Annotated in this window: 17 protein-coding genes; 8 read left to right on the forward strand and 9 right to left on the reverse strand. The window is 59.0% G+C overall.

Annotation, left to right across the window (positions count from 1 at the left end; translation table 11 throughout):
* Positions 1 to 338: 338 nt before the first annotated feature.
* Positions 339 to 2,186, forward strand: a complete 1,848-nt coding sequence (locus AGR2A_RS17910) for a DEAD/DEAH box helicase (protein WP_022563496.1) — start codon at positions 339 to 341, stop codon at positions 2,184 to 2,186.
* Between the two features lie 292 nt (positions 2,187 to 2,478).
* Here the strand turns inward: AGR2A_RS17910 and AGR2A_RS17915 are convergent, their stop codons facing one another.
* Both AGR2A_RS17915 and nspC read right to left on the reverse strand, forming a co-directional pair.
* Positions 2,479 to 3,717, reverse strand: a complete 1,239-nt coding sequence (locus tag AGR2A_RS17915) for a saccharopine dehydrogenase family protein (RefSeq protein WP_004437987.1) — start codon at positions 3,715 to 3,717, stop codon at positions 2,479 to 2,481.
* Between the two features lie 59 nt (positions 3,718 to 3,776).
* The gene (gene nspC / locus AGR2A_RS17920) at positions 3,777 to 4,874 is read right to left on the reverse strand and encodes a carboxynorspermidine decarboxylase (protein WP_004437985.1); all 1,098 of its coding nucleotides are present in this window, start codon (positions 4,872 to 4,874) and stop codon (positions 3,777 to 3,779) included.
* Positions 4,875 to 5,151: 277 nt separating this feature from the next.
* On the opposite strand from nspC, the gene AGR2A_RS17925 reads away from it, so the two are divergent.
* From AGR2A_RS17925 to galE, 3 genes are all read left to right on the forward strand, one after another.
* Positions 5,152 to 5,496, forward strand: a complete 345-nt coding sequence (locus AGR2A_RS17925; RefSeq protein WP_004437983.1) for a DUF883 family protein — start codon at positions 5,152 to 5,154, stop codon at positions 5,494 to 5,496.
* A 4-nt stretch (positions 5,497 to 5,500) separates the two neighbouring features.
* Positions 5,501 to 5,938, forward strand: a complete 438-nt coding sequence (locus tag AGR2A_RS17930; RefSeq protein ID WP_004437980.1) for a hypothetical protein — start codon at positions 5,501 to 5,503, stop codon at positions 5,936 to 5,938.
* Positions 5,939 to 6,109: 171 nt separating this feature from the next.
* The gene (gene galE / locus AGR2A_RS17935) at positions 6,110 to 7,093 is read left to right on the forward strand and encodes a UDP-glucose 4-epimerase GalE (RefSeq protein WP_004437978.1); all 984 of its coding nucleotides are present in this window, start codon (positions 6,110 to 6,112) and stop codon (positions 7,091 to 7,093) included.
* Between the two features lie 97 nt (positions 7,094 to 7,190).
* Here the strand turns inward: galE and AGR2A_RS17940 are convergent, their stop codons facing one another.
* Positions 7,191 to 7,766 carry a PRC-barrel domain-containing protein gene (locus AGR2A_RS17940; RefSeq protein ID WP_004437975.1) on the reverse strand — a complete coding sequence of 192 codons (576 nt, stop codon included), beginning with the start codon at positions 7,764 to 7,766 and terminating at the stop codon, positions 7,191 to 7,193.
* A 232-nt stretch (positions 7,767 to 7,998) separates the two neighbouring features.
* On the opposite strand from AGR2A_RS17940, the gene AGR2A_RS17945 reads away from it, so the two are divergent.
* Entirely contained in the window at positions 7,999 to 9,723 is a 1,725-nt protein-coding gene (locus tag AGR2A_RS17945) for a sensor histidine kinase (protein ID WP_072495054.1), read from the forward strand.
* Positions 9,724 to 9,980: 257 nt separating this feature from the next.
* On the opposite strand, the gene AGR2A_RS17950 is transcribed toward AGR2A_RS17945, so the two are convergent.
* Positions 9,981 to 10,970, reverse strand: a complete 990-nt coding sequence (locus tag AGR2A_RS17950; RefSeq protein ID WP_034500236.1) for a sensor histidine kinase — start codon at positions 10,968 to 10,970, stop codon at positions 9,981 to 9,983.
* Positions 10,971 to 11,066: 96 nt separating this feature from the next.
* Complete coding sequence (locus AGR2A_RS17955) at positions 11,067 to 11,861, reverse strand: response regulator (protein WP_004437964.1); 795 nt, start codon at positions 11,859 to 11,861, stop codon at positions 11,067 to 11,069.
* A gap of 138 nt (positions 11,862 to 11,999) precedes the next feature.
* On the opposite strand from AGR2A_RS17955, the gene AGR2A_RS17960 reads away from it, so the two are divergent.
* Positions 12,000 to 12,206: a NepR family anti-sigma factor gene (locus AGR2A_RS17960; protein ID WP_004437962.1), complete on the forward strand. Its 207-nt coding sequence runs from the start codon at positions 12,000 to 12,002 to the stop codon at positions 12,204 to 12,206.
* Complete coding sequence (locus AGR2A_RS17965) at positions 12,206 to 12,772, forward strand: sigma-70 family RNA polymerase sigma factor (RefSeq protein WP_004437960.1); 567 nt, start codon at positions 12,206 to 12,208, stop codon at positions 12,770 to 12,772. Before AGR2A_RS17960 ends, AGR2A_RS17965 begins: the two co-directional genes overlap by 1 nt.
* Before the next feature lie 64 nt (positions 12,773 to 12,836).
* Here the strand turns inward: AGR2A_RS17965 and AGR2A_RS17970 are convergent, their stop codons facing one another.
* Complete coding sequence (locus AGR2A_RS17970) at positions 12,837 to 13,307, reverse strand: Lrp/AsnC family transcriptional regulator (protein WP_037090663.1); 471 nt, start codon at positions 13,305 to 13,307, stop codon at positions 12,837 to 12,839.
* 175 nt (positions 13,308 to 13,482) lie between these two features.
* Between AGR2A_RS17970 and putA the strand changes: the two genes are divergently transcribed.
* Positions 13,483 to 17,157: a trifunctional transcriptional regulator/proline dehydrogenase/L-glutamate gamma-semialdehyde dehydrogenase gene (putA, locus tag AGR2A_RS17975; RefSeq protein WP_072495053.1), complete on the forward strand. Its 3,675-nt coding sequence runs from the start codon at positions 13,483 to 13,485 to the stop codon at positions 17,155 to 17,157.
* Positions 17,158 to 17,200: 43 nt separating this feature from the next.
* Here the strand turns inward: putA and AGR2A_RS17980 are convergent, their stop codons facing one another.
* Genes AGR2A_RS17980 through AGR2A_RS17990 form a run of 3 tightly spaced genes read right to left on the reverse strand, consistent with a single transcriptional unit; the run spans position 17,201 to position 19,786 of the window.
* Positions 17,201 to 18,028: an ABC transporter ATP-binding protein gene (locus AGR2A_RS17980; RefSeq protein WP_072495052.1), complete on the reverse strand. Its 828-nt coding sequence runs from the start codon at positions 18,026 to 18,028 to the stop codon at positions 17,201 to 17,203.
* Between the two features lie 8 nt (positions 18,029 to 18,036).
* Complete coding sequence (locus AGR2A_RS17985) at positions 18,037 to 18,816, reverse strand: ABC transporter permease subunit (protein WP_072495051.1); 780 nt, start codon at positions 18,814 to 18,816, stop codon at positions 18,037 to 18,039.
* 16 nt (positions 18,817 to 18,832) lie between these two features.
* Positions 18,833 to 19,786: an aliphatic sulfonate ABC transporter substrate-binding protein gene (locus AGR2A_RS17990; protein WP_035210700.1), complete on the reverse strand. Its 954-nt coding sequence runs from the start codon at positions 19,784 to 19,786 to the stop codon at positions 18,833 to 18,835.
* Positions 19,787 to 19,919 lie beyond the last annotated feature (133 nt).

Below are 19,919 nucleotides of genomic sequence, written 5' to 3' on the forward strand. Positions count from 1 at the left end.
GGACAAGAACAAACCCAGTCGGCTCTTCCTGACAAAGAGCCTCAAGTTGCGGGTCTCTTAGCGAAAAGGAGGGGGCCACGCAATGCCGTTTATGAACCATGCGGTACGCCTTTTTCGGGAGCCTGAACATGCAACAATGGCGCACTGATGCGCCGGCGGGATAAAGCACCCGCAAAAGACCGTACCGCGGTGCACTGTACAAATCGGCCCATTCGCAGTATGAGCGCGGCAATGCAACCGGCCAGATGGCCGAAATGGCCTGTATCGGCTGCCCCGGAGACTTTAGGATCTATTGGTTTCGGGCGGATGCGGGCAGCTTCATATCCGAAAGACGGTAGATGACAGACACCCAGGGTATCGCCCCGGCGATCGCGCAGGCGTTGGAAAAACGCGGCTACAAAGATTTGACCCCCGTGCAGCAGGCCATGCTTGCGCCGGAACTTGCCGACAAGGACGCGCTGGTTTCCGCGCAGACCGGTTCCGGCAAGACCGTTGCCTTCGGCATCGCGCTTGCGACCACGCTGCTGCGTGACAACACCCGTTTCGGCCAGGCCGCTGCCCCTCTGGCGCTTGCCATCGCCCCCACACGCGAACTGGCCATGCAGGTCAAGCGCGAGCTGGAATGGCTCTACGAATTTGCCGGTGTCTCCATCGCCTCCTGCGTCGGCGGCATGGATATCCGCAATGAGCGCCGGGCGCTGGAGCGCGGCGCGCATATCGTCGTCGGCACGCCCGGCCGTCTCTGCGACCACATCAAGCGCAATGCACTCGATCTCTCATCGATCCGCGCTGTCGTGCTCGACGAAGCCGACGAAATGCTCGACCTCGGCTTCCGTGAAGATCTTGAATTCATTCTGGAGGAATCGCCCGAAGATCGCCGCACGCTGATGTTCTCGGCCACCGTGCCGCGCAGCATCGCCAAGCTGGCCGAAAGCTACCAGAAGAACGCCGTGCGCATCGCCACCGCTTCCGAACAGAAGCAGCATGTGGATATCGAATATCGCGCGCTTCTGGTTTCGCCTTCCGATCGCGAGAACGCCATCATCAATGCGCTGCGCTTTTACGAAGCCCGCAACGCCATCGTGTTCTGCTCCACCCGCGCCGCGGTGAACCACCTGACGGCCCGCCTGAACAATCGTGGCTTCTCCGTCGTGGCTCTCTCCGGCGAACTGACGCAGAACGAGCGTACACATGCCCTGCAGGCCATGCGTGACGGCCGCGCCCGCGTTTGCGTGGCGACAGACGTTGCCGCCCGCGGCATCGACCTGCCCGGCCTCGAACTCGTCATCCATGCCGACCTGCCGACCAATTCCGAAACACTTCTGCATCGCTCGGGCCGCACCGGCCGCGCCGGTCAGAAGGGCGTCAGCGCCATCGTGGTGCCGGTCAGCCAGCGCCGCAAGGCCGAGCGCCTGCTCGAAGGCGCCAAGGTCAGTGCCGCATGGGTACACCCACCCTCCGTTGAAGAGATCGTCGAGCGCGACGGCGCCCGGCTTCTGGCCGATCCTACGCTCAGCGAAGCAGTGGCGGATGACGAACGCGATTTCGTGACCAAGCTGCTGGAACAGCATGGCGCGGAAAAAGTCGCGGCGGCCTTCGTGCGCCTTTATCATGCGGGACGTTCGGCACCGGAAGACATTTTTGAAGTCGCGCTTGATAACACCCGCAAGCCGCGCCGCGACAGTTTCGAAACACCCGAAAACAACGCTCCGCGCCGCGACAGGTCCGATTTCTCCGACAGTGCCTGGTTCTCCCTGTCTGTCGGTCGCAAGCAGAGTGCAGAACCGCGCTGGCTTATCCCGATGCTCTGCCGTTTCGGCAAGATCACCCGCCAGGATATCGGGGCGATCCGCATGCAACAGACCGAAACCTTCGTGGAACTGGCAGCCGACGCCGTCGACCGCTTCACCTCCGCCATCGGCAAGGACATGACGCTCGAAAAGGGCATTCGCCTGAAGGCGCTTGAGGGCAAACCCGAGATGACCGGCGGCTTCCGCGAAGACACGCGGCCGGCCAAGGCCCAGCGGAAGTTCAGCAAGTCCGACAACGCGAGCGCCCCCCGCGATGATCGCAAGGGCGAAGACAAGCCCTGGAAAAAGAAAAAGCCCTTTGGCGACAAGCCGAAATATGAGGGCAAGAAGGACAAGCCATTCGAAAAGCGTGGGCCAAAGCCGACGAAGGGGTGAGGACGCCCTTCGTTTTTAGCTCTTGCAAGAAAATGAGTCCCTTTTTGTGGGACCCAAGCCGGTCGACGACCTCCTCCGTCATGCCGGACCTGATCCGGCATCCAGCCACGACGCGTCTGCGTCGTGAGAAGACCCTTTTGCGATCAAAGACTTGATCGCGCTAGACCCCGGATCAAGTCCGGGGTGACGGAGTGGGGATGCAAAAATTTTGCAATCGATTCAGGTCGACAGATTCAGCAAAAAGCCCCGCTTTCGCGGGGCTTTCTATTTAACGCAATCACAACACCGGCAATCAGAATTCGAGCGCGCGATCGCCGTTTTCGTCCTTGATGCGGTTCGGAAGACCGATCTTGTTCAGAAGGTTCAGGAACGGCTTCGGTGGCAGTTCTTCAACGTTTGCCATCTGCTTCACATCCCATTCGCCCGTCGCTATCAACATGGCGGCAGCAACCGGCGGAACGCCGGCTGTGTAGGAAATGCCCTGCGAGCCGACTTCTTCATAGGCTTCCTTATGGTCAGCCACGTTGTAGATGAAAACTTCGCGTTCCTTGCCGTCCTTGATACCCTTGACGATATCGCCAATGCAGGTCTTGCCGACATAATCGGGCGCCAGCGAAGACGGATCGGGCAGCACGGCCTTGACCACCTTCAGCGGCACGACTTCCAGACCTTCAGCCGTCTTGACCGGCTTTTCGGAGAGCAGCCCGAGGTTCTTCAGCACGGTGAAGACATTGATATAGTGATCGCCGAACCCCATCCAGAAGCGGACATCAGCGCCGTCCATGTTCTTGGACAGCGAATGCACTTCGTCATGGCCGGTCATATAGGCCTTCTGCTTGCCGACGACAGGCAGATCGAATTCCTGGCCGACTTCGAACATCTGGTTGGTCTGCCACTGGCCATTCTGCCAGGAATAAACGACCCCGGTGAACTCACGGAAGTTGATTTCCGGATCGAAGTTAGTGGAGAACCAGCGGCCATGGCTGCCGGCATTGATGTCGACGATATCGACCGAGGTGACCTTGTCGAAATACTCATCCTTGGCAAGACGCGCATAGGCGTTGACGACGCCCGGGTCAAAACCGACACCGAGAATGGCAGTAATGCCCTTCTCCTTGCATTCTTCAGCACGCTTCCACTCGTAGTTTCCATACCACGGCGGCGTCTCGCAAATCTTGGTGGGATCCTCGTGGATCGCCGTATCCATATAGGCAACACCCGTGTCCATGCAGGCACGAAGAACGGACATGTTGACGAAAGCCGAACCGACGTTGATGACGATCTGTACGCCGGTCTTGTTGATCAAGGCTTTCGTCGCCTCGATATCCATCGCGTCAAGCGCATGGGCCTCAAGTTTCACATCTGTCTTGAGGCTCTTCTTTTCGCGTACGGACTCGACAATCTTGCGGCACTTTTCCAAAGTCCGTGACGCAATATGAATGTCTCCCAATACATCGCTGTTCTGGGCGCATTTATGCGCCACGACCTGTGCTACGCCACCGGCGCCGATGATCAGAACGTTCTTCTTCATTTCAGGTGATGCCTCCTTTTCCCCGCAGGGATGAGCTTCGTTGGATGTTGAAACAGGGTTTAAGACAGGCTTTGCTCGAAATCGGCAAAGTCGAATTCACGGACGGCGCGAACCGAGCCGTCGAGTTCCTTGATGGCGATCGTCGGCATCTTCACGCCGTTGAACCAGTTTTTCTTGACCATGGTGTAACCGGCTGCGTCCTGAAAGGAGATGCGGTCACCCACTTTCAGCTCCTTGTCGAAGCGGAAATCGCCGAAAATATCGCCGGCGAGGCAGGACTTGCCGCAAACCATATAGGGATGTTCGCCCTCGTTCGGCGATACCTTGGCGCTCTCACGATAGATCAGAAGATCGAGCATGTGCGCTTCGATGGAGCTGTCGACGATAGCGAGGTTCTTGCCGTTGAACAGCGTGTCGAGAACCGTCACTTCGAGCGTCGTGCTCTTCGTGATCGAGGCTTCGCCCGGCTCAAGATACACCTGCACACCGTATTTTTCTGAGAAGGCACGCAGACGGTCGCAGAACTGGTCGAGCGGGTAATCGTCGCCAGTGAAATGAATGCCGCCGCCGAGGCTGACCCATTCGGCACGCGACAGCAGCGATCCGAATTTTTCCTCGATCTGCGTCAGCATGCGGTCGAACAGGGCAAAATCGCTGTTTTCGCAGTTATTGTGGATCATGAAACCCGAAATGCGATCCATGACCTTGTCGACCTTTGCGACATCCCATTCGCCAAGGCGGCTGAACGGACGTGCGGGATCGGCGAGATCGAAGCTCGAGGAGCTGACCTGCGGATTGAGGCGCAGACCGCGCGTGATGCCGGACGCCTTGTCGGCAAAGCGCTCCAGCTGGCCAATGGAATTGAAGATGATCTTGTCGGCATTCGCAATCACCTCGTCGATCTCATAATCGGCATAGGCAACGGAGTAGGCATGGGTTTCACCGCCGAATTTCTCGCGGCCAAGACGGACTTCATAAAGCGAGGAGGAAGTGGTGCCATCCATATATTGCGACATGAAGTCGAACACCGACCAGGTGGCGAAGCATTTCAACGCCAACAGCGCCTTGGCACCGGATTTTTCCCGCACATAGGCAATCTTCTCCATGTTGCGAAGAAGTTTTGTCTTGTCGATGAGGTAATATGGCGTCTGCAGCATCTCGTTTCACATATTGATTGAAGTCAAGGTCGGTCTTGGATGATGGGCCTTATATGATGCTTGTTACAGGAAAACAAATGTCCGGGGACTAATTCCTTAAAAATGAGGCGCATCGAGCGGGACGAAGAAAAGACATGACGTTGCGGAACCAAGTCGGTGTCGCTGCGTTTCAATCACGGACAGGCGGGTAGTTTCTGCCGCCGTAATGAAAGTCAAGCGGCGTCAGTCATGGACATGTCGCCATCTCCATCAACGATGTTCAAGAAGGACTTCACTCATGGCAAGCGTGCGTAGCAGCGTTAATGACAAGATCCAGCAATCCCTCGAAAGCGGTGATGCAGCCGATGTGGCCGCGCAGCTCGCCCAGCTTCGCGAAGATCTGGCAAATCTTGCCAAGAGCGTGAAGGCGCTTGGCGTCGGTGCTTCGCATGAGCTGAAAGCTCAGGCCGCGCGTGTTGCGGACGATGCCATCTCCGCATCGAGCGACATGGCGGATACCGTGCGCAACGAGATTTCAACGCTGAATGACAATCTGACGGACCAGGTCCAGCGAAACCCGCTCCAGTCGCTCGGCATTGCGGTCGGCGTCGGTTTCGTTCTTGCCCTCCTGACACGTCGATAAGCTCATGCTTGAGGCATTGCTGGTCTATCTGGGGGAGACCCAGCGTGAAGGGCGTGTCGTCACGAGACGACTGCGCTCTGTCATCATATTATCGGTGCTGGCGGGAATATTTTTCCTGATAGCCTTCGTGGCGGCCGTCGTAGCCGGATCGATTTACCTCGCCCGGCACGTTGGCGCAGGCCCTGCAGCCCTGGTCGTCGCCGGATCTGCGTTTCTGCTTGGAGTCATCATGCTTGTGGCACTCGCCATCCTGAAGCGTCCAAGGGTTTATGCAACGAGGCCGGTCACGCCACTCGCCGCCGCAGCGCCGCTGACGGCGGCGCCGCTTGCTCTTCAGTCGTTGCTTTCGCTCGCGATACAGGCGCGCCCCTATGCGACACTTGCCGTCGCCGTCGCAGCCGGGTTTCTCGCCACGAGAGCAGGTACAAAAAAGACCAAGTAACTTCTTGGCTCGCCAGCGACACCAACCGCGCATCCGGCCCATGGATGCGCGGTTTTTTTTATGTTACCCGCGAAGGATAGATTGGTTGATGGCGCACTGCGTCACGCCGCCCTTATTTAAACAAAGTAACATACAGTCTCGGCGCATCCGTAATTTTTTGAAAGGCAATTGATGAAGAAGAAAGTCCTTGTCGTCGGTGGTGCCGGCTATATCGGTTCGCACACGTGCCTTCTCCTCTCTGAAAGAGGGTATGAACCCGTCGTTTTTGACAATCTCTCCAACGGGCATGAGGAATTCGTCCGCTGGGGGCCTTTCGAACAGGGCGATATTCGCGACCGGGCGCGGCTGGACGAAGTCTTCGCCAAACACCGGCCGGAGGCGGTTCTGCATTTCGCGGCACTGATCGAGGTCGGTGAATCGGTCAAGCAGCCCGTGGCTTTCTATGACAACAACGTCATCGGCTCGCTCAACCTGCTTTCGTCCGCCATCGATGCCGGTGTCAACGCCTTCGTATTCTCCTCCACCTGCGCCACCTATGGTCTGCCGGAACAGGTCCCGATCGACGAAACGCACCGGCAGGCGCCGATCAACCCCTATGGCCGCACCAAATGGGTGGTCGAGCAGGCGCTGAAAGATTACAGCGCCTATAAGGGGCTGCGCTCGGTAATGCTGCGCTACTTCAATGCCGCAGGAGCTGATTTCGAAGGCCGCATCGGCGAATGGCACAAACCGGAAACCCACGCGATCCCGCTGGCCATCGAGGCCGCACTCGGCCGGCGTCAGGGTTTCAAGGTATTCGGCACGGATTACGACACGCGCGATGGAACCTGCGTGCGCGACTACATCCACATTCTCGATCTCGCCGACGCCCATGTGCGTGCAGTGGATTATCTGCTGGCGGGCGGGGAAACCGTGGAACTCAACCTCGGCACCGGCACGGGCACAACGGTCAAAGAATTGCTGGCAGCGATTTCGGAAGTCTCCGGTCGGCCCTTCCCCGTCGAATATACCGGGCGTCGGGATGGCGATTCGACAACACTGGTGGCAAATAACGAAAAGGCGAAAGAGGTTCTGGGCTGGGAACCGCGCTATTCTCTTTCCGATATCATCAAATCCGCCTGGGCGTGGCATTCGTCGCGGAACGCGGGTGAATAAACCAGTCAGTTGATAAAAAGACACCGGCCGACGGCCGGTGTCTCCCGCGGGACGGCGGATGGCGCCTGTTCCCGCTCCTGCCTCCCAGGTATGGGATTTACGGCTTTGTCGCCGAAGTGGTGGTGCTGTCGGGTGCCGCCGGGGTTGCCGCGTTCTGCTCGCTGGTCTTCTGCTCCAGCGTCTTGAATTCCGGCGCTGCCTTCAGCGTTTCCGCGGTTTCGGTCGTCGTCAGGCGAATGGTGCCGTCCTGCGCGTTGCGCGTCATCGTCACCTTGTCCATGGGAACGGCCACGTCCTTGGCGCCGATACCCAGGAAGCCGCCAACACCGATCACCGCTGCAACCAGACCGCCGTCCTGTTCCATGATGAGGTTCGTCACATTGCCGATGCTCTCATCGGCCGCTGTATAGACAGACTTGCCGATATAGTCGTTGGCGCTGATTTGCGTTTCGCCCTGCTCCGTCAGATAGGCTCCGCCGGTGGTCGTGGCTGCGCTGTCATTGGCCGAGGGTGCTGCAGGAGCCATGGGCGTCGCTGGCGGCGTCGCCGGTTCAGTCTGTGCGCTGGGATTTGCCGGCGCGGGCTGCGTCGTGCCCTGAGCGATGGCAAGCGGCGCGAAAGCCGTCGTGCCCATGAGGGCGGCGGTGACGAGGATCGTAAGTTTCTTTGCCATATCGTACCTTCCTTTCATCGTTCTCAACTGGCCGGCGAAAACATTTTTCCGCTCTTCGACCGGTTCGACTGGCAAACGGCATGGTTGTCCAAATAGTTCCGATTTTTTCAATCACGGCTTTGGGAGATGTCGTGAACCACAACAACCAAAGGTAAGAAATCAGCCATTGCCAATGGGGTATGGCGCGGTATTATCCATGTCGTAACAAAGGGATAAATGCCGGAGTTTTTATATGCCTCGACCCGGCAACAGACTGAAGAACATGATCTCGGCTTTGCGTCGGCGTAGCGCGAATTTTTTCCCGACCGCCTCCATCGGCACCTATCTGGTGGTGATGGCGACCGTCATCACTTTGCCGCTGATCCTTTTCGTCGGCTACTTGATGCTCCGCCTGGAAGCGGAAAAACGCGACGACCTGCAGCGCGAGACGATCGAGGATGTACGGGTCGTCAGTCGCAACATCGATCGCCGTCTGCAGGAAATCGCCACCTCGCTTAATCTGCTGTCGCAATTTCCCGAACTCGAAAGCGGCAATCTCGCCGCCTTCCAGGGACGCGTAGCAGACAGCCTGAAACGGGAGGGTCTTTATGCCATTCTTGCCACCAAGGATGGCCAGCAGCATCTCAACACCCGCGTGCCCTTCGGCAAACCTCTCGGCAAGGTGCCGGTCGAGGCCGATCTCGCCAAAGCGATAGAATCCCGCCGTATAACGGTATCGAACATTTTTTTCGGCTCAACCAGCAAGGAATGGGTGTTCAACGTTACCATGCCGCTCGATCCGAAACTCGGGTCTGCCGGAGACGCCCTCATCCTGACGCAGAACGCCAGTGACCTGAGCCGGCTCATCTCCACCGAGAACCTGCCGCGAAACTGGGCGGTCGCTATCATCGACGGCACCAATCGTGTCGTTGTATCCACCGCTCCTGACGAGGCGGCGATTGGCAAACCGTTCGTCACCCCGGCCATACTCTCCGAAATGCAGGCCTTCAGCGGCAATTTTTTCGACGGCAAGGGCAATCTTTACGCCTATGCGCAATTGCCGGGCTGGCAGTGGAAAACCGTCATGTGGGGGCCGCTTGCCGCAAGTCAGGCTGCGCTGGTCGATACCTGGCGGCAGATGATGATCGGCAGCCTGGTACTCGTTTTGATTGCTATAGGAGGCGCCTATCTGGTGGGGCGGCAATTGCGCAGCTCGATCCGCGACCTGACCCTCATGGCCGAGCGCATTGGTGAAGGTGAGATCGTCGCGCCGGTGGACACCAAGATAAAAGAGGCCAATCAGGTGGCCATCGCGCTTTCAAACGCCTCCTTCGACAGAAGCCAGTCAGAAGAAAGGCTGCAATTGCTGCTGCATGAGCTGGTGCACCGCTCCAAGAACATTCTCACGCTTGTTCAGGCGATGATACGGCAACTGGGCCGCGAGAATAAAAGCATTCCGGAATTCCAGAAAGAGGTGGACCATCGCCTGCGCGGCCTCGGCATGTCGATCCGGGCCTTGGCGGAAGTTCAGTGGCAGGGCTTGCCAATCCGGAAACTGATCGAGACCCACCTCGATGTTTTTGGCACGGTGGCAGAGCGTTTTGTTCTGGCGGGAGACGATTTCATGCTCTCGCCCGAGGCCGCGCAGAATTTTGGCCTCGTCGTGCATGAGCTTACCACAAATTCCATAAAATACGGCGCTTTGTCCGCTCCCTCAGGCAAAATTACTGTCCGTTGGAAACCGGTTGAAAAAGACGGGCGGCAGATGCTTCATCTTGTATGGACCGAAACGGGTGGCCCCCCGGCGCAGGAGCCCAGCCGCAAGGGTTTCGGGACTACGGTCATCAAGAGGCACGCGGAAGGCGCTTTCGGGGGGAATGTGACAACGGAATATCGTGAAAGCGGTTTCGAATGGGCGCTGGAGGCGCCGATGCGTTACTTCACGCCCAAACGATCCGATCAGGCGGGCTCCCATTAACTAATCGGACCCGCAAAAGTGACGATAATTCGTGAACCGCAAAAAATATACATTTTGCTGGAACCGAATCTCGCCAAGTGTGTTTTTAATGCAGGCCAAGCAATTCCCCCGTCCCCGCCTGAAGCTTGGCCCAGTATAAACGGGTTTCGCCCCTGAAAACCCGTCATTGAAATAGCACGGCTCTCTCTGAGCCGTGCTTTTTTAATGTCTTCTGTAGTGAAAGGCGGCCGAGACGTCCGTCCGGCCGCGTGCGTCGCTTACATATCTGCGACGTCGCCCGAGGGGAATTTCAGCCGATAAACAATGCGCTCTGGAGTAAGCTCATATTCGGCACTTCCTCCCAGGGCGGAGGGAACCACCTTTTCCAGCACGACGCTGCCGAAACTGCCGCGCCTTGCCTCCACGGGTTCCTTCGACGGCGTCATCGGCTCGTTCCATTCGACTATATAGAACTCCCCCTCCTGCCGGCATTGCAGGGATATTGGCGGGTGATAGGCGAGATTGCCGCTGTGGCTGACAGTGTTGACAACAAGTTCGTGAAAGGCGAGCCCGATATAGAGCGCGCCGTTCGGATTGAGCAGCAGGTTCTCGCCTTCCATATGGATGAGGTTCGGATATTCAGGCACATAGAGATCGAATTGCTGGCGCAGCAGCTCGAATATACGTGCCCCCCGCCAGTCGGAATCGGTGATGAGATCCTGGCTTTGGGCAAGCGCATGCAGGCGCCCCCGGAATTTGCGCAGGAAATCATCCTTTGTGAGACTGAAACGGGCCGTCTGGCCCGCAAGGCTCTGGATGATCGCCAGCAAATTCTTGGAACGGTGACTGACTTCGCGCAGCAACGAACGCAGAAGTTGCTCGCGTCGCCGTTCCGCCGTCACTTCCCGGATGGTGGTTTTCATCACCATCTGGTTCATCTGATTCAAAGTTGAGTGCACGTGGAACTGGAAGACTCGATCATTGCCCGCGCCCACTTCCAGCATGCCGCGACTGCCAGCCGCGCCCATGTCTTTCTTGAGCTCGGCCAACCGCCCGGACAAATCCTTTCCGAACAGATTTTCATCAGTTGGAGGGGATTCAGCCGGCAGCTTCCAGACATCCGGAAGATTGGCCACGAATATGTAGTCACGGTTGCGGTCCTGGAGCATGACTGTCTCACCCGAATCGAGCAAGGCAAGGACGAGCGAATCGTGAAGTTCGCTTTCGTCCCTCTCCGCGTTATGCCACGCCAGCCGATGCAAATTCATCTCCTTGCAGAAAGTCGCGGGGCAGCCCCACGACCGTAACCGCCAACGCCCGGGCACCAGAGAGGTTCCCGGTCAGCGTGCGGTTTCGGCAAAATCTCACGCCGCGACGCGCGAGCTTTCGTTGAAAAACAGGGCCTGGCTGATGAGCGCTTTCACCATGTCCGGGTTGAAGGGCTTCGTTACGAGGAATGTCGGCTCGGGCCGTTCACCCGTCAAAAGACGCTCCGGGAAAGCCGTGATGAAGATTACCGGGAGGGTGGTCATCTGAAGGATGTCCTTCATCGCATCGAGGCCGGAGCTGCCGTCGGCGAGCTGGATGTCGGCCAGGATCATCTTCGGCTGGGTACGATGGAAGAGATCGAGCGCTTCCGTGTGCGTGCGGGCGATGCCCGTCACACGATGGCCGAGATCGGTGACCATCTGTTCGATATCCATGGCGATCAGCGGTTCATCCTCGATGATCATGATATCGGTCGCCACCTGTCGGGCGATTTCAGACGCTGCCTCGTCGATGAGCTTACCAACCTGGTCTTCGGATACCCGCAGAACCTCCGCCGTCTCCGACGGCGAGAACTCCTCGACGGTTGTCAGGAGGAAAGCCTGGCGGGCAAGTGGCGGCACGGCGGACAAATTGGCGGAAGCGCGTTTTTCCCATCCAGACAGGTTTTCGTCGGCCTTAATATTGATCGTGACGGAACTAAAGATCGATACGAACAATTGATAGAGCGAAACACGATCGCTGCTTGTCTGCGGAAAGATGCTGATATCGGCGATCAGCGCTTCGAGTGTAGCCGCAACATAGGCATCGCCCGTTGATTGTGAGCCGCAAACGGCACGCGCGAACCTGCGCAGATATGGCAGGTGCGGTGCGATGCGTGTAGAAACTGACATGGAATTCTCCCCTTTCATGCGGTCTGCAACGCAAACCCAAGATAGCAACGTGCACATCGCAAAAAAAGTTCCGAACCACCGGAACTATTTTTTTCGCCGTGCATTCTTTGCCATGACAAAAAAGGAATACCGGACGTTATGAGCATATTTCAATCGGACCAAGATCAGCCGGATAATCCGGCCGCCCCCCAGGTCCCGCACTCAGGGCGGGCGGTGATTTCCCGTAAGCTCAGGGAGCTTTATGATGCCGTTCAGGACGAAGGCATCCCTGACAAATTCCTCGACCTTCTCGAAAAACTCGATGAAGCGGAAAGCAGAGCCAAAATCAAGGCTTTGGAGGAATGATGGCGAAAGAGCCGGAGCAGACAGAATACAACTTCAAGCGCGAGATGCTGGCAGCACTGCCCAACCTTCGCGCCTTCGCAATTTCGCTGATCCGTTCGAGGGACCGGGCCGACGACCTCGTGCAGGACACGATCATGAAGGCCTGGGCGAAACAGGACAGTTATCAACCCGGCACCAATATGCGCGCCTGGCTGGTAACGATCCTGCGCAACGAGTTTTACAGCCAGATCCGCAAATCCGGCCGCGAGGTGCAGGACACGGATGGTGTCTATACGTCCCGCATGTCGGTCCCGCCGGAACAGCATGGCTCGGTGGACCTTCAGGATTTCCGCGCAGCGCTCGCGAAATTGCCCGACGACCAGCGTGAAGCCATACTGCTGATCGGCGCTTCCGGCTTCGCCTATGAAGAGGCGGCGGAAATCTGCGGATGCCCTGTGGGCACGATCAAGAGCCGCGTCAGCCGTGCAAGGTTGCGCCTGCAGGAACTGCTGGGCATCGAGAATGAAAACGAGTTCGGTCCCGACGCGCAGATGACAGCCGTCACCGCCGCTGCAACGGCGCGCTGAGAGGACTGGACGCAGAAGGTAACGAACGGGCAGACGCGAGTCTGCCCGTTTTTTCGTCTTCTTTTTAGATGCCGGTTTCCTTGACGGACTGCATGACCACAAAGGTCGACGTGTTAGCGACAGACGGCAGGCTCGAGATTTTTTCGCCCAATACTCTTCTGTATTTGCGTATGTCGCTGGTGCGGACCTTCAGGAGATAATCGAAGGCGCCGGCGATCATGTGGCACTCTTCTACTTCCTTGATCTTACGTACCGCAGTGTTGAACTCCTCCAGTGCCTTTTCCCGTGTATCGGACAGCTTGACCTCGGCAAAGGCGATATGGTCGACGCCGAGTTTCTGCGGATTGAGCATGGCGCGGAAGCCGAGAATATAGCCCTCATCCACCAGTCGCTTCAGCCGCGTCTGGCAGGGTGTCTTGGAAAGACCTACCTTTTTCGACAGCTGCAGCACGGACATGCGCCCATCCTCGCTGAGCGCCTCGAGAATCTTGAGGTCGAAGTCATCCAAACCTTCTGTTTTCTGACTATTTGCCATTCATTTTCCCGCCAAATTCGCACAATAAAAGTTCGTATTGCCTGTTTTATACTAAAAATAAGGCCATAGCAATTTTCGCGGCAATGATATTGTGAGCGTAAGGATGACGAGCGGCGGGCTGAGGACACACTGCCGCCGGCAGTCTGTCTTCAACAGCGTTTTCAGGATTTTCAGAATGGCCGATGGTGCAAGCAACGCCGGTGTAGTGACGAGTGGTATTTTCCAGAATTTTGCGCCGCCGGTGCGTGAGCAGACCCTGCTGCGCAAGGCGATCACTGCCGCCTATCGCCGTACCGAAGAAGAATGCATGGCGCCGTTGATCGAGGCGGCGACGGTGACGGCAGAACAGGCGAAAGCCATTCGCGAGACCGCTCGCAAACTGATCGAAGCATTGCGCGCCAAGACCAAGGGCACCGGCGTCGAAGGGCTGGTCCAGGAATATTCGCTCTCCAGCCACGAGGGTGTTGCCTTGATGTGCCTCGCCGAGGCACTGCTGCGCATCCCCGACACTGCCACCCGCGATGCGCTGATCCGCGACAAGATCGCTCGCGGCGACTGGAAATCCCATATTGGCGGCGGCCGCTCGCTCTTCGTCAATGCGGCCACCTGGGGTCTCGTCATCACCGGCAAGCTCACCTCGACGGTGAACGATAGCGGCCTTTCGGCGGCGCTGACCAAGTTGATCGCCCGGGCTGGCGAACCCGTCATCCGCCGCGGCGTCGATATGGCGATGCGCATGATGGGCGAGCAGTTCGTGACCGGCGAGACGATTGGGGAAGCGATCAAGCGTTCCAGGCCGCTGGAAGAACAGGGCTTTCAGTACTCCTACGACATGCTGGGCGAAGCCGCGACCACTGCAAAGGATGCGGAGCGTTATTACAAGGATTATGAAAACGCCATCCACGCCATCGGCAAGGCCTCTGCCGGGCGCGGTATCTATGGCGGTCCGGGCATTTCCATCAAGCTTTCAGCGCTGCACCCACGTTATGCGCGCGCGCAGGCCGAACGCGTCATGGCAGAGCTTCTGCCCCGCGTGAGATCACTGATGCTGCTTAGCAAAAAATACGATATCGGCCTGAATATCGACGCTGAAGAAGCGGACCGGCTGGAATTGTCGCTTGATCTTCTGGAAGAACTGGCGCTGGACAAGGACCTTGCCGGATGGAACGGCCTCGGTTTCGTGGTGCAGGCCTATGGCCGCCGCTGCCCGTTCGTTCTGGATTACATTATCGACCTTGCCCGCCGTTCGAACCGCCGCATCATGGTGCGTCTTGTCAAGGGCGCCTACTGGGACGCCGAAATCAAGCGCGCGCAGGTGGAGGGGCTGGAAGACTTCCCGGTCTTTACCCGCAAGGTGCACACCGATGTCTCCTACATTGCCTGCGCCCGCAAGCTGCTCGCCGCGCGCGATGTGATATTCCCGCAATTTGCGACCCATAATGCGCAGTCCATGGCGACGATCTATCATCTTGCCGGTCCAGACTTCAAACTTGGCGACTACGAGTTCCAGTGCCTGCATGGCATGGGCGAACCGCTTTACAGCGAGGTCGTCGGCAAGAGGAAGCTCGACCGGCCGTGCCGCTTCTACGCCCCGGTCGGCACCCATGAAACGTTGCTGGCCTACCTCGTCCGCCGCTTGCTGGAGAACGGTGCCAACTCCTCTTTCGTCAACCGCATTGCCGACCCCGCGGTGCCGGTGGATTCCCTGCTGGAAGACCCGGTCGCCATCGTCAAGGCCCATAACGTTCCCGGCGCACGTCACGACCGCATCGCCGCCCCTGCCGACCTGTTCGGGCCGCAACGTAAAAATTCCGCCGGCCTCGATCTCTCCAGCGAAACGACACTCGCTGCCCTCGACAAGGTCCTGAAGGCGGGGGCATCGGCCGAGTGGAAAGCGGCCGCACCGCAAGCGGGCGGCGCAACGCGGCTGGTTCTCAACCCGGGCGACCACAATGATATCGTCGGGTACGTCACCGAACCGACTGAAGCTGATGTGGAAGCGGCCATGCAGCGCGCGGCGTCCTCGAACTGGCCGTCCACCCCTGTGGAAGAGCGCGCCGCCTGCCTGGAGCGCGCCGCCGACGCCATGCAGGCCGAAATGCCCGATCTGCTCGGCCTTGTCATGCGCGAGGCGGGAAAATCCATGCCGAACGCCATTGCCGAGGTGCGCGAGGCCATCGACTTCCTGCGTTATTACGCAGCGGAAGCGCGCAGGAATTTCGCGGCCGGCGAAAAGCCGCTCGGCCCGGTCGTCTGCATCAGCCCATGGAACTTCCCGCTCGCCATCTTCATCGGTCAGGTGACGGCGGCGCTGGTGGCCGGTAATCCGGTTCTGGCAAAGCCTGCTGAAGAGACCCCGCTCATCGCCGCCCAGGGCGTGCGCCTGCTGCATGAGGCGGGCGTTCCGCAAGACGCTGTGCAGCTTCTGCCGGGCGACGGCAAGACGGGTGCAGCACTCGTCGGCTCGCCGCTGACGGCAGGCGTCATGTTCACCGGCTCCACGGAAGTGGCGCGGCTCATTCAGGGGCAGCTTGCCGGCCGGGTTCTGGCGAATGGCCAGCCGGTGCCGCTGATTGCCGAAACCGGCGGCCAGAATGCCATGATCGTCGATTCCTCTGCTCTTGCCGAACAGGTCGTCGCCGATGTCATTGCTTCCGCCTTCGACAGTGCCGGTCAGCGCTGCTCGGCGCTGCGCATTCTCTGCCTGCAGGAAGATGTTGCGGACCGCACACTGACCATGCTGAAAGGCGCGCTGCATGAGCTGCGCATCGGCCGCACCGATCGACTCTCGGTTGATGTCGGCCCGGTCATCACCGCCGAGGCCAAGGGAATCATCGAAAAACACATCGAGGACATGCGTTCGCTCGGTCACCGCATCGAGCAGATCACACTTGCGGGCGAAACCGGCAAGGGCACGTTCGTGCCGCCGACCATCATCGAGATGAAGTCCCTTGCGGATCTGAAACGCGAAGTTTTCGGTCCGGTGCTGCATGTCATCCGCTTCAAGCGCGACAATCTCGACCGGCTGATCGATGAGATCAACGCTACCGGCTATGGCCTGACCTTCGGTCTGCACACACGTCTCGATGATACCATCCAGCACGTGCTCTCCCGTGTCGCGGCCGGCAATCTTTATGTGAACCGCAACATCATCGGCGCGGTGGTTGGCGTACAGCCGTTTGGCGGACGCGGTCTTTCCGGCACGGGCCCCAAGGCGGGCGGCCCGCTCTATCTCGGGCGCATGACGCAAAAGGCACCGAAGATCGACCGCATCGCCAGCCAGCAGGATCAGGCCGCAGTCGATCTCGCCCGCTGGCTGGATGAAAACGGCGAGACAGTCGCCGCCGAAGCCGCGCGGCAGACCGCGGCGCTTTCCGGCCTCGGTTTCGAAACCGAGCTGGCGGGTCCTGTCGGTGAGCGCAATGTCTATGCGCTGCATCCGCGCGGAAAGGTTTTGCTGGTCCCGGCAACCGAACAGGGGCTTTACCGCCAGCTCGCGGCAGCGCTTGCGACTGGAAATGCGGTTGTCATTGACAACGCGTCGGGGCTTGAAAAGTCGATCTATGGCTTGCCGGCAACCGTCACCTCACGCATCGTCTGGGCGGATGACTGGGCAAAGTCAGGCCCCTTTGCCGGTGCGCTGGTTGAAGGCGATGCGGAGCGTGTGATTGAGATCAACAGGAAAATCTCGGCTCTTTCCGGTCCGCTGGTTCTCGTTCAGGCCGCTACCACGGAAGCGCTTTCCGGGGAAAGCCAGCCCTATACGCTGGACTGGCTGGTGGAAGAGGTCTCCGTCAGCGTCAACACCACCGCCGCTGGCGGCAATGCCAGCCTAATGAGCATTGGCTAAAACATGGGGCGGCAGGGTCTTGGCCCTGCCGCGACACCCATTATTACCCTGTAACCTCTCCCCGACCGAAGAGCTGGTTCAGAACCTGCTCTTCCAGTCTCGCAAACTCCGCCGTGCCATGGCGGCGCGGACGCGGCAGCTTCACATCGAGGTCGAGTGCGATGCGGCCCTCATCGATGACGACAATGCGATCGGCGAGCGCCACGGCCTCGGAAACATCATGCGTGACGAGCACGGCGGTGAATTTCTGCTTGCGCCAGATGCGCTCCAGCAAAAGCTGCATTTCGATGCGGGTGAGCGCGTCGAGCGCGCCGAGCGGCTCATCCAGCGCCAGGATCTGCGGATGGGCGACAAGCGCCCGCGCCAGCGCAACACGCTGCTTCTGGCCGCCGGAAAGCACATAGGGCCATTCCCCTGCCCGGTCTTTCAGTCCCACCTCTTCAAGAATGGCAAGCGCCTGTTCCTGCGCCGCCTCGCCCTTGGCGATGCCGGTCAATCCCACTGAAACGTTATTTGCGATACGCTCCCACGGCAGAAGACGCGGCTCCTGAAACATCATGCGGGTGCGGCTTGAGGCATCCTTAGAGACGGTTCCGGTCGTCGGCGTGTCGAGGCCGGCCAGAATACGCAAAAGCGTACTCTTGCCACAGCCGCTTTTGCCGATAATGGCCAGAAACTCGCCTTGCCGCACATCGAGATCAATGCCACGCAGAACTGGCTTGTCGCCGAAGCTCTTCGTGACGTTGCGGAAGCTGAAGGCGACCTTGCTTTCAGCCGGTTTGGCGCGGGATTCGGTTGTCGCCTGCGTTTCGGACGCAGTGGATGGCGTAGCGTCGGGGCGTCTCAGCGTCGTGACATTACCGGTCGACATGGGTTACCTCAGGCTTTCTTGAAGGCTGGATGCCATTGCAGGAAGATGCTTTCGAGGAAGCGGGCGAAACTGTCGGCGAGCTTGCCGAGAAGGGCATAGATGAGGATCGAAAGAACCACGACGTCGATCAGCAGGAACTCGCGTGCCTGCATGGCCATATAGCCAAGGCCGGAAGAGGAAGAGATGGTTTCCGCCACAATCAGCGTCAGCCACATAATGCCGAGCGCATAACGCAGGCCGGTGAAAATCGAGGGCAGCGCGCCGGGCAGGATCACCCGCCGGAACAGCGTGAAGGGCGACATCCCGTAGGTACGGCCCATTTCCACCAGTTGCGGATCGACGCCCTGGATGCCGAGCAGCGTGTTGATATAGATCGGGAAAAACACGCCGAGCGCGACCAGAAAGAGCTTCGCTTCTTCATCAATGCCGAACCACAGGATGACGAGCGGAATGAGCGCCAGATGCGGAATGTTGCGGATCATCTGCAGCGTCGTATCGGTGAAACTGCGGGAGAACTTCGACAGACCGTTCGCCAGCCCGAAGATGAAGCCGATGGAGCCGCCGATGGCGAAACCGGCGAGTGCACGGGCGGAACTGACACCGATATTGGCGAGGAGTTCTCCCGAGAGCAGAAGCCGCCAGAAGGCTTCGGCGACTGCGGAAGGGGCGGGCAGCACATTGGCGGAAATCACCCCCGCGCGCGCCGCCACCTCCCATCCTGCAAGGATGAGTGCGGGAAGCAGCCAGCCGATGATGCCGCCGAACTCGATGCGCTTACTGCTGCTCACGGCATGTCCCTCCGGCTCAGTTGGTGGCGCCCGACCATACGGCATCCTTGATGCTGATCTGTTTCGGGATCAGGCCGAGACGATAAAAGCGATCCGCCGTTTCCTGCTGGCTGGCGATGATCTTGTCATCGATCTTGGTAATGCCGAATTCCGAACGGTTCGCGGCAAGCGTCTGTGCCTCCAGCGGCACGCCCGTCACCTCATGCAGCGCCGCAGCGACCTTGTCGCGATTGGCGGCGGACCATTTCGCGGCCTCACCGAGCGCATCGATCGTCGTGTTGATGGTGTCGCCATGCGATTTGGCGTAGTCGCGATTGGCGAGGAAATAGGTGCTGACAGCAAGCACATCGCTGGTGCGGGCCAGCGTCACCGGCTTGTATCGGGTTTCGGCAATCGCATAGAAAGGATCCCAGACGGCCCAGGCGTCGATCTTGTCGCTGGCGAAAGCTGCCGCGGCATCGGCAGGACTGAGATAGGTCACCTCGATATCGCTGAATTTCAGGCCGTTCTTTTCCAGAGCCGCGACGAGCAGGTTATGTGCACTGGTGCCTTTGCCAACGCCAACCTTCTTGCCCTTCAGATCGGCAACCGACTTGATGCCGCTTTCGGGTTTGGTGAAGATCGCCTCGCCCTTACCGTTCGAGGGAAGCGCCGCCACATAAACGATGGCCGAACCCGCTGCCTGGCCGAAGATCGGCGGCGCATCACCCGTCCAGCCGACATTGATGGAGCCGACATTCAGGGCTTCCACCAGCGGCGGGCCTGCGGTGAATTCGACCCATGAAACCTTCACGCCCTTGGCTTCGAGCGCCTTTTCGATGACGCCCTGCTGGCGGGCGATAACAGGCAGGCCGGTTTTCTGATAACCGATCTTCAACTCTTCCGCCGCCCCTGCCTGCAGCGGCAGGACGGAGAATGCGGCGGCGGCAAAAAGGCTGGCGGAAAGCGCGCGTCGGGTGATGGCTGGCATTTCATCTCCTTATCACCAGCCCCTCTGGCCGGATCACGATATGGAGCAATGCTATGGTTTTCCATTAAAACGATAGAGAGACGATAATTCAATATCGGCAATGTTGCGGGAATAAAATTTCGCGCAACCACAT

Origin of the sequence: Agrobacterium genomosp. 2 str. CFBP 5494, assembly GCF_900013495.1 — a bacterium.
GTDB classification, from domain to species: Bacteria; Pseudomonadota; Alphaproteobacteria; order Rhizobiales; family Rhizobiaceae; genus Agrobacterium; species Agrobacterium pusense.

What these genes read in the sequence shown, in the direction of transcription:
- AGR2A_RS17910 (WP_022563496.1), top strand. Translation starts at nt 339, where the DNA reads ATGACAGACACCCAGGGTATCGCCCCGGCGATCGCGCAGGCGTTGGAA.
- AGR2A_RS17915 (WP_004437987.1), bottom strand. Translation starts at nt 3,717, where the DNA reads ATGAAGAAGAACGTTCTGATCATCGGCGCCGGTGGCGTAGCACAGGTC.
- nspC (WP_004437985.1), bottom strand. Translation starts at nt 4,874, where the DNA reads ATGCTGCAGACGCCATATTACCTCATCGACAAGACAAAACTTCTTCGC.
- AGR2A_RS17925 (WP_004437983.1), top strand. Translation starts at nt 5,152, where the DNA reads ATGGCAAGCGTGCGTAGCAGCGTTAATGACAAGATCCAGCAATCCCTC.
- AGR2A_RS17930 (WP_004437980.1), top strand. Translation starts at nt 5,501, where the DNA reads ATGCTTGAGGCATTGCTGGTCTATCTGGGGGAGACCCAGCGTGAAGGG.
- galE (WP_004437978.1), top strand. Translation starts at nt 6,110, where the DNA reads ATGAAGAAGAAAGTCCTTGTCGTCGGTGGTGCCGGCTATATCGGTTCG.
- AGR2A_RS17940 (WP_004437975.1), bottom strand. Translation starts at nt 7,766, where the DNA reads ATGGCAAAGAAACTTACGATCCTCGTCACCGCCGCCCTCATGGGCACG.
- AGR2A_RS17945 (WP_072495054.1), top strand. Translation starts at nt 7,999, where the DNA reads ATGCCTCGACCCGGCAACAGACTGAAGAACATGATCTCGGCTTTGCGT.
- AGR2A_RS17950 (WP_034500236.1), bottom strand. Translation starts at nt 10,970, where the DNA reads ATGAATTTGCATCGGCTGGCGTGGCATAACGCGGAGAGGGACGAAAGC.
- AGR2A_RS17955 (WP_004437964.1), bottom strand. Translation starts at nt 11,861, where the DNA reads ATGTCAGTTTCTACACGCATCGCACCGCACCTGCCATATCTGCGCAGG.
- AGR2A_RS17960 (WP_004437962.1), top strand. Translation starts at nt 12,000, where the DNA reads ATGAGCATATTTCAATCGGACCAAGATCAGCCGGATAATCCGGCCGCC.
- AGR2A_RS17965 (WP_004437960.1), top strand. Translation starts at nt 12,206, where the DNA reads ATGGCGAAAGAGCCGGAGCAGACAGAATACAACTTCAAGCGCGAGATG.
- AGR2A_RS17970 (WP_037090663.1), bottom strand. Translation starts at nt 13,307, where the DNA reads ATGGCAAATAGTCAGAAAACAGAAGGTTTGGATGACTTCGACCTCAAG.
- putA (WP_072495053.1), top strand. Translation starts at nt 13,483, where the DNA reads ATGGCCGATGGTGCAAGCAACGCCGGTGTAGTGACGAGTGGTATTTTC.
- AGR2A_RS17980 (WP_072495052.1), bottom strand. Translation starts at nt 18,028, where the DNA reads ATGTCGACCGGTAATGTCACGACGCTGAGACGCCCCGACGCTACGCCA.
- AGR2A_RS17990 (WP_035210700.1), bottom strand. Translation starts at nt 19,786, where the DNA reads ATGCCAGCCATCACCCGACGCGCGCTTTCCGCCAGCCTTTTTGCCGCC.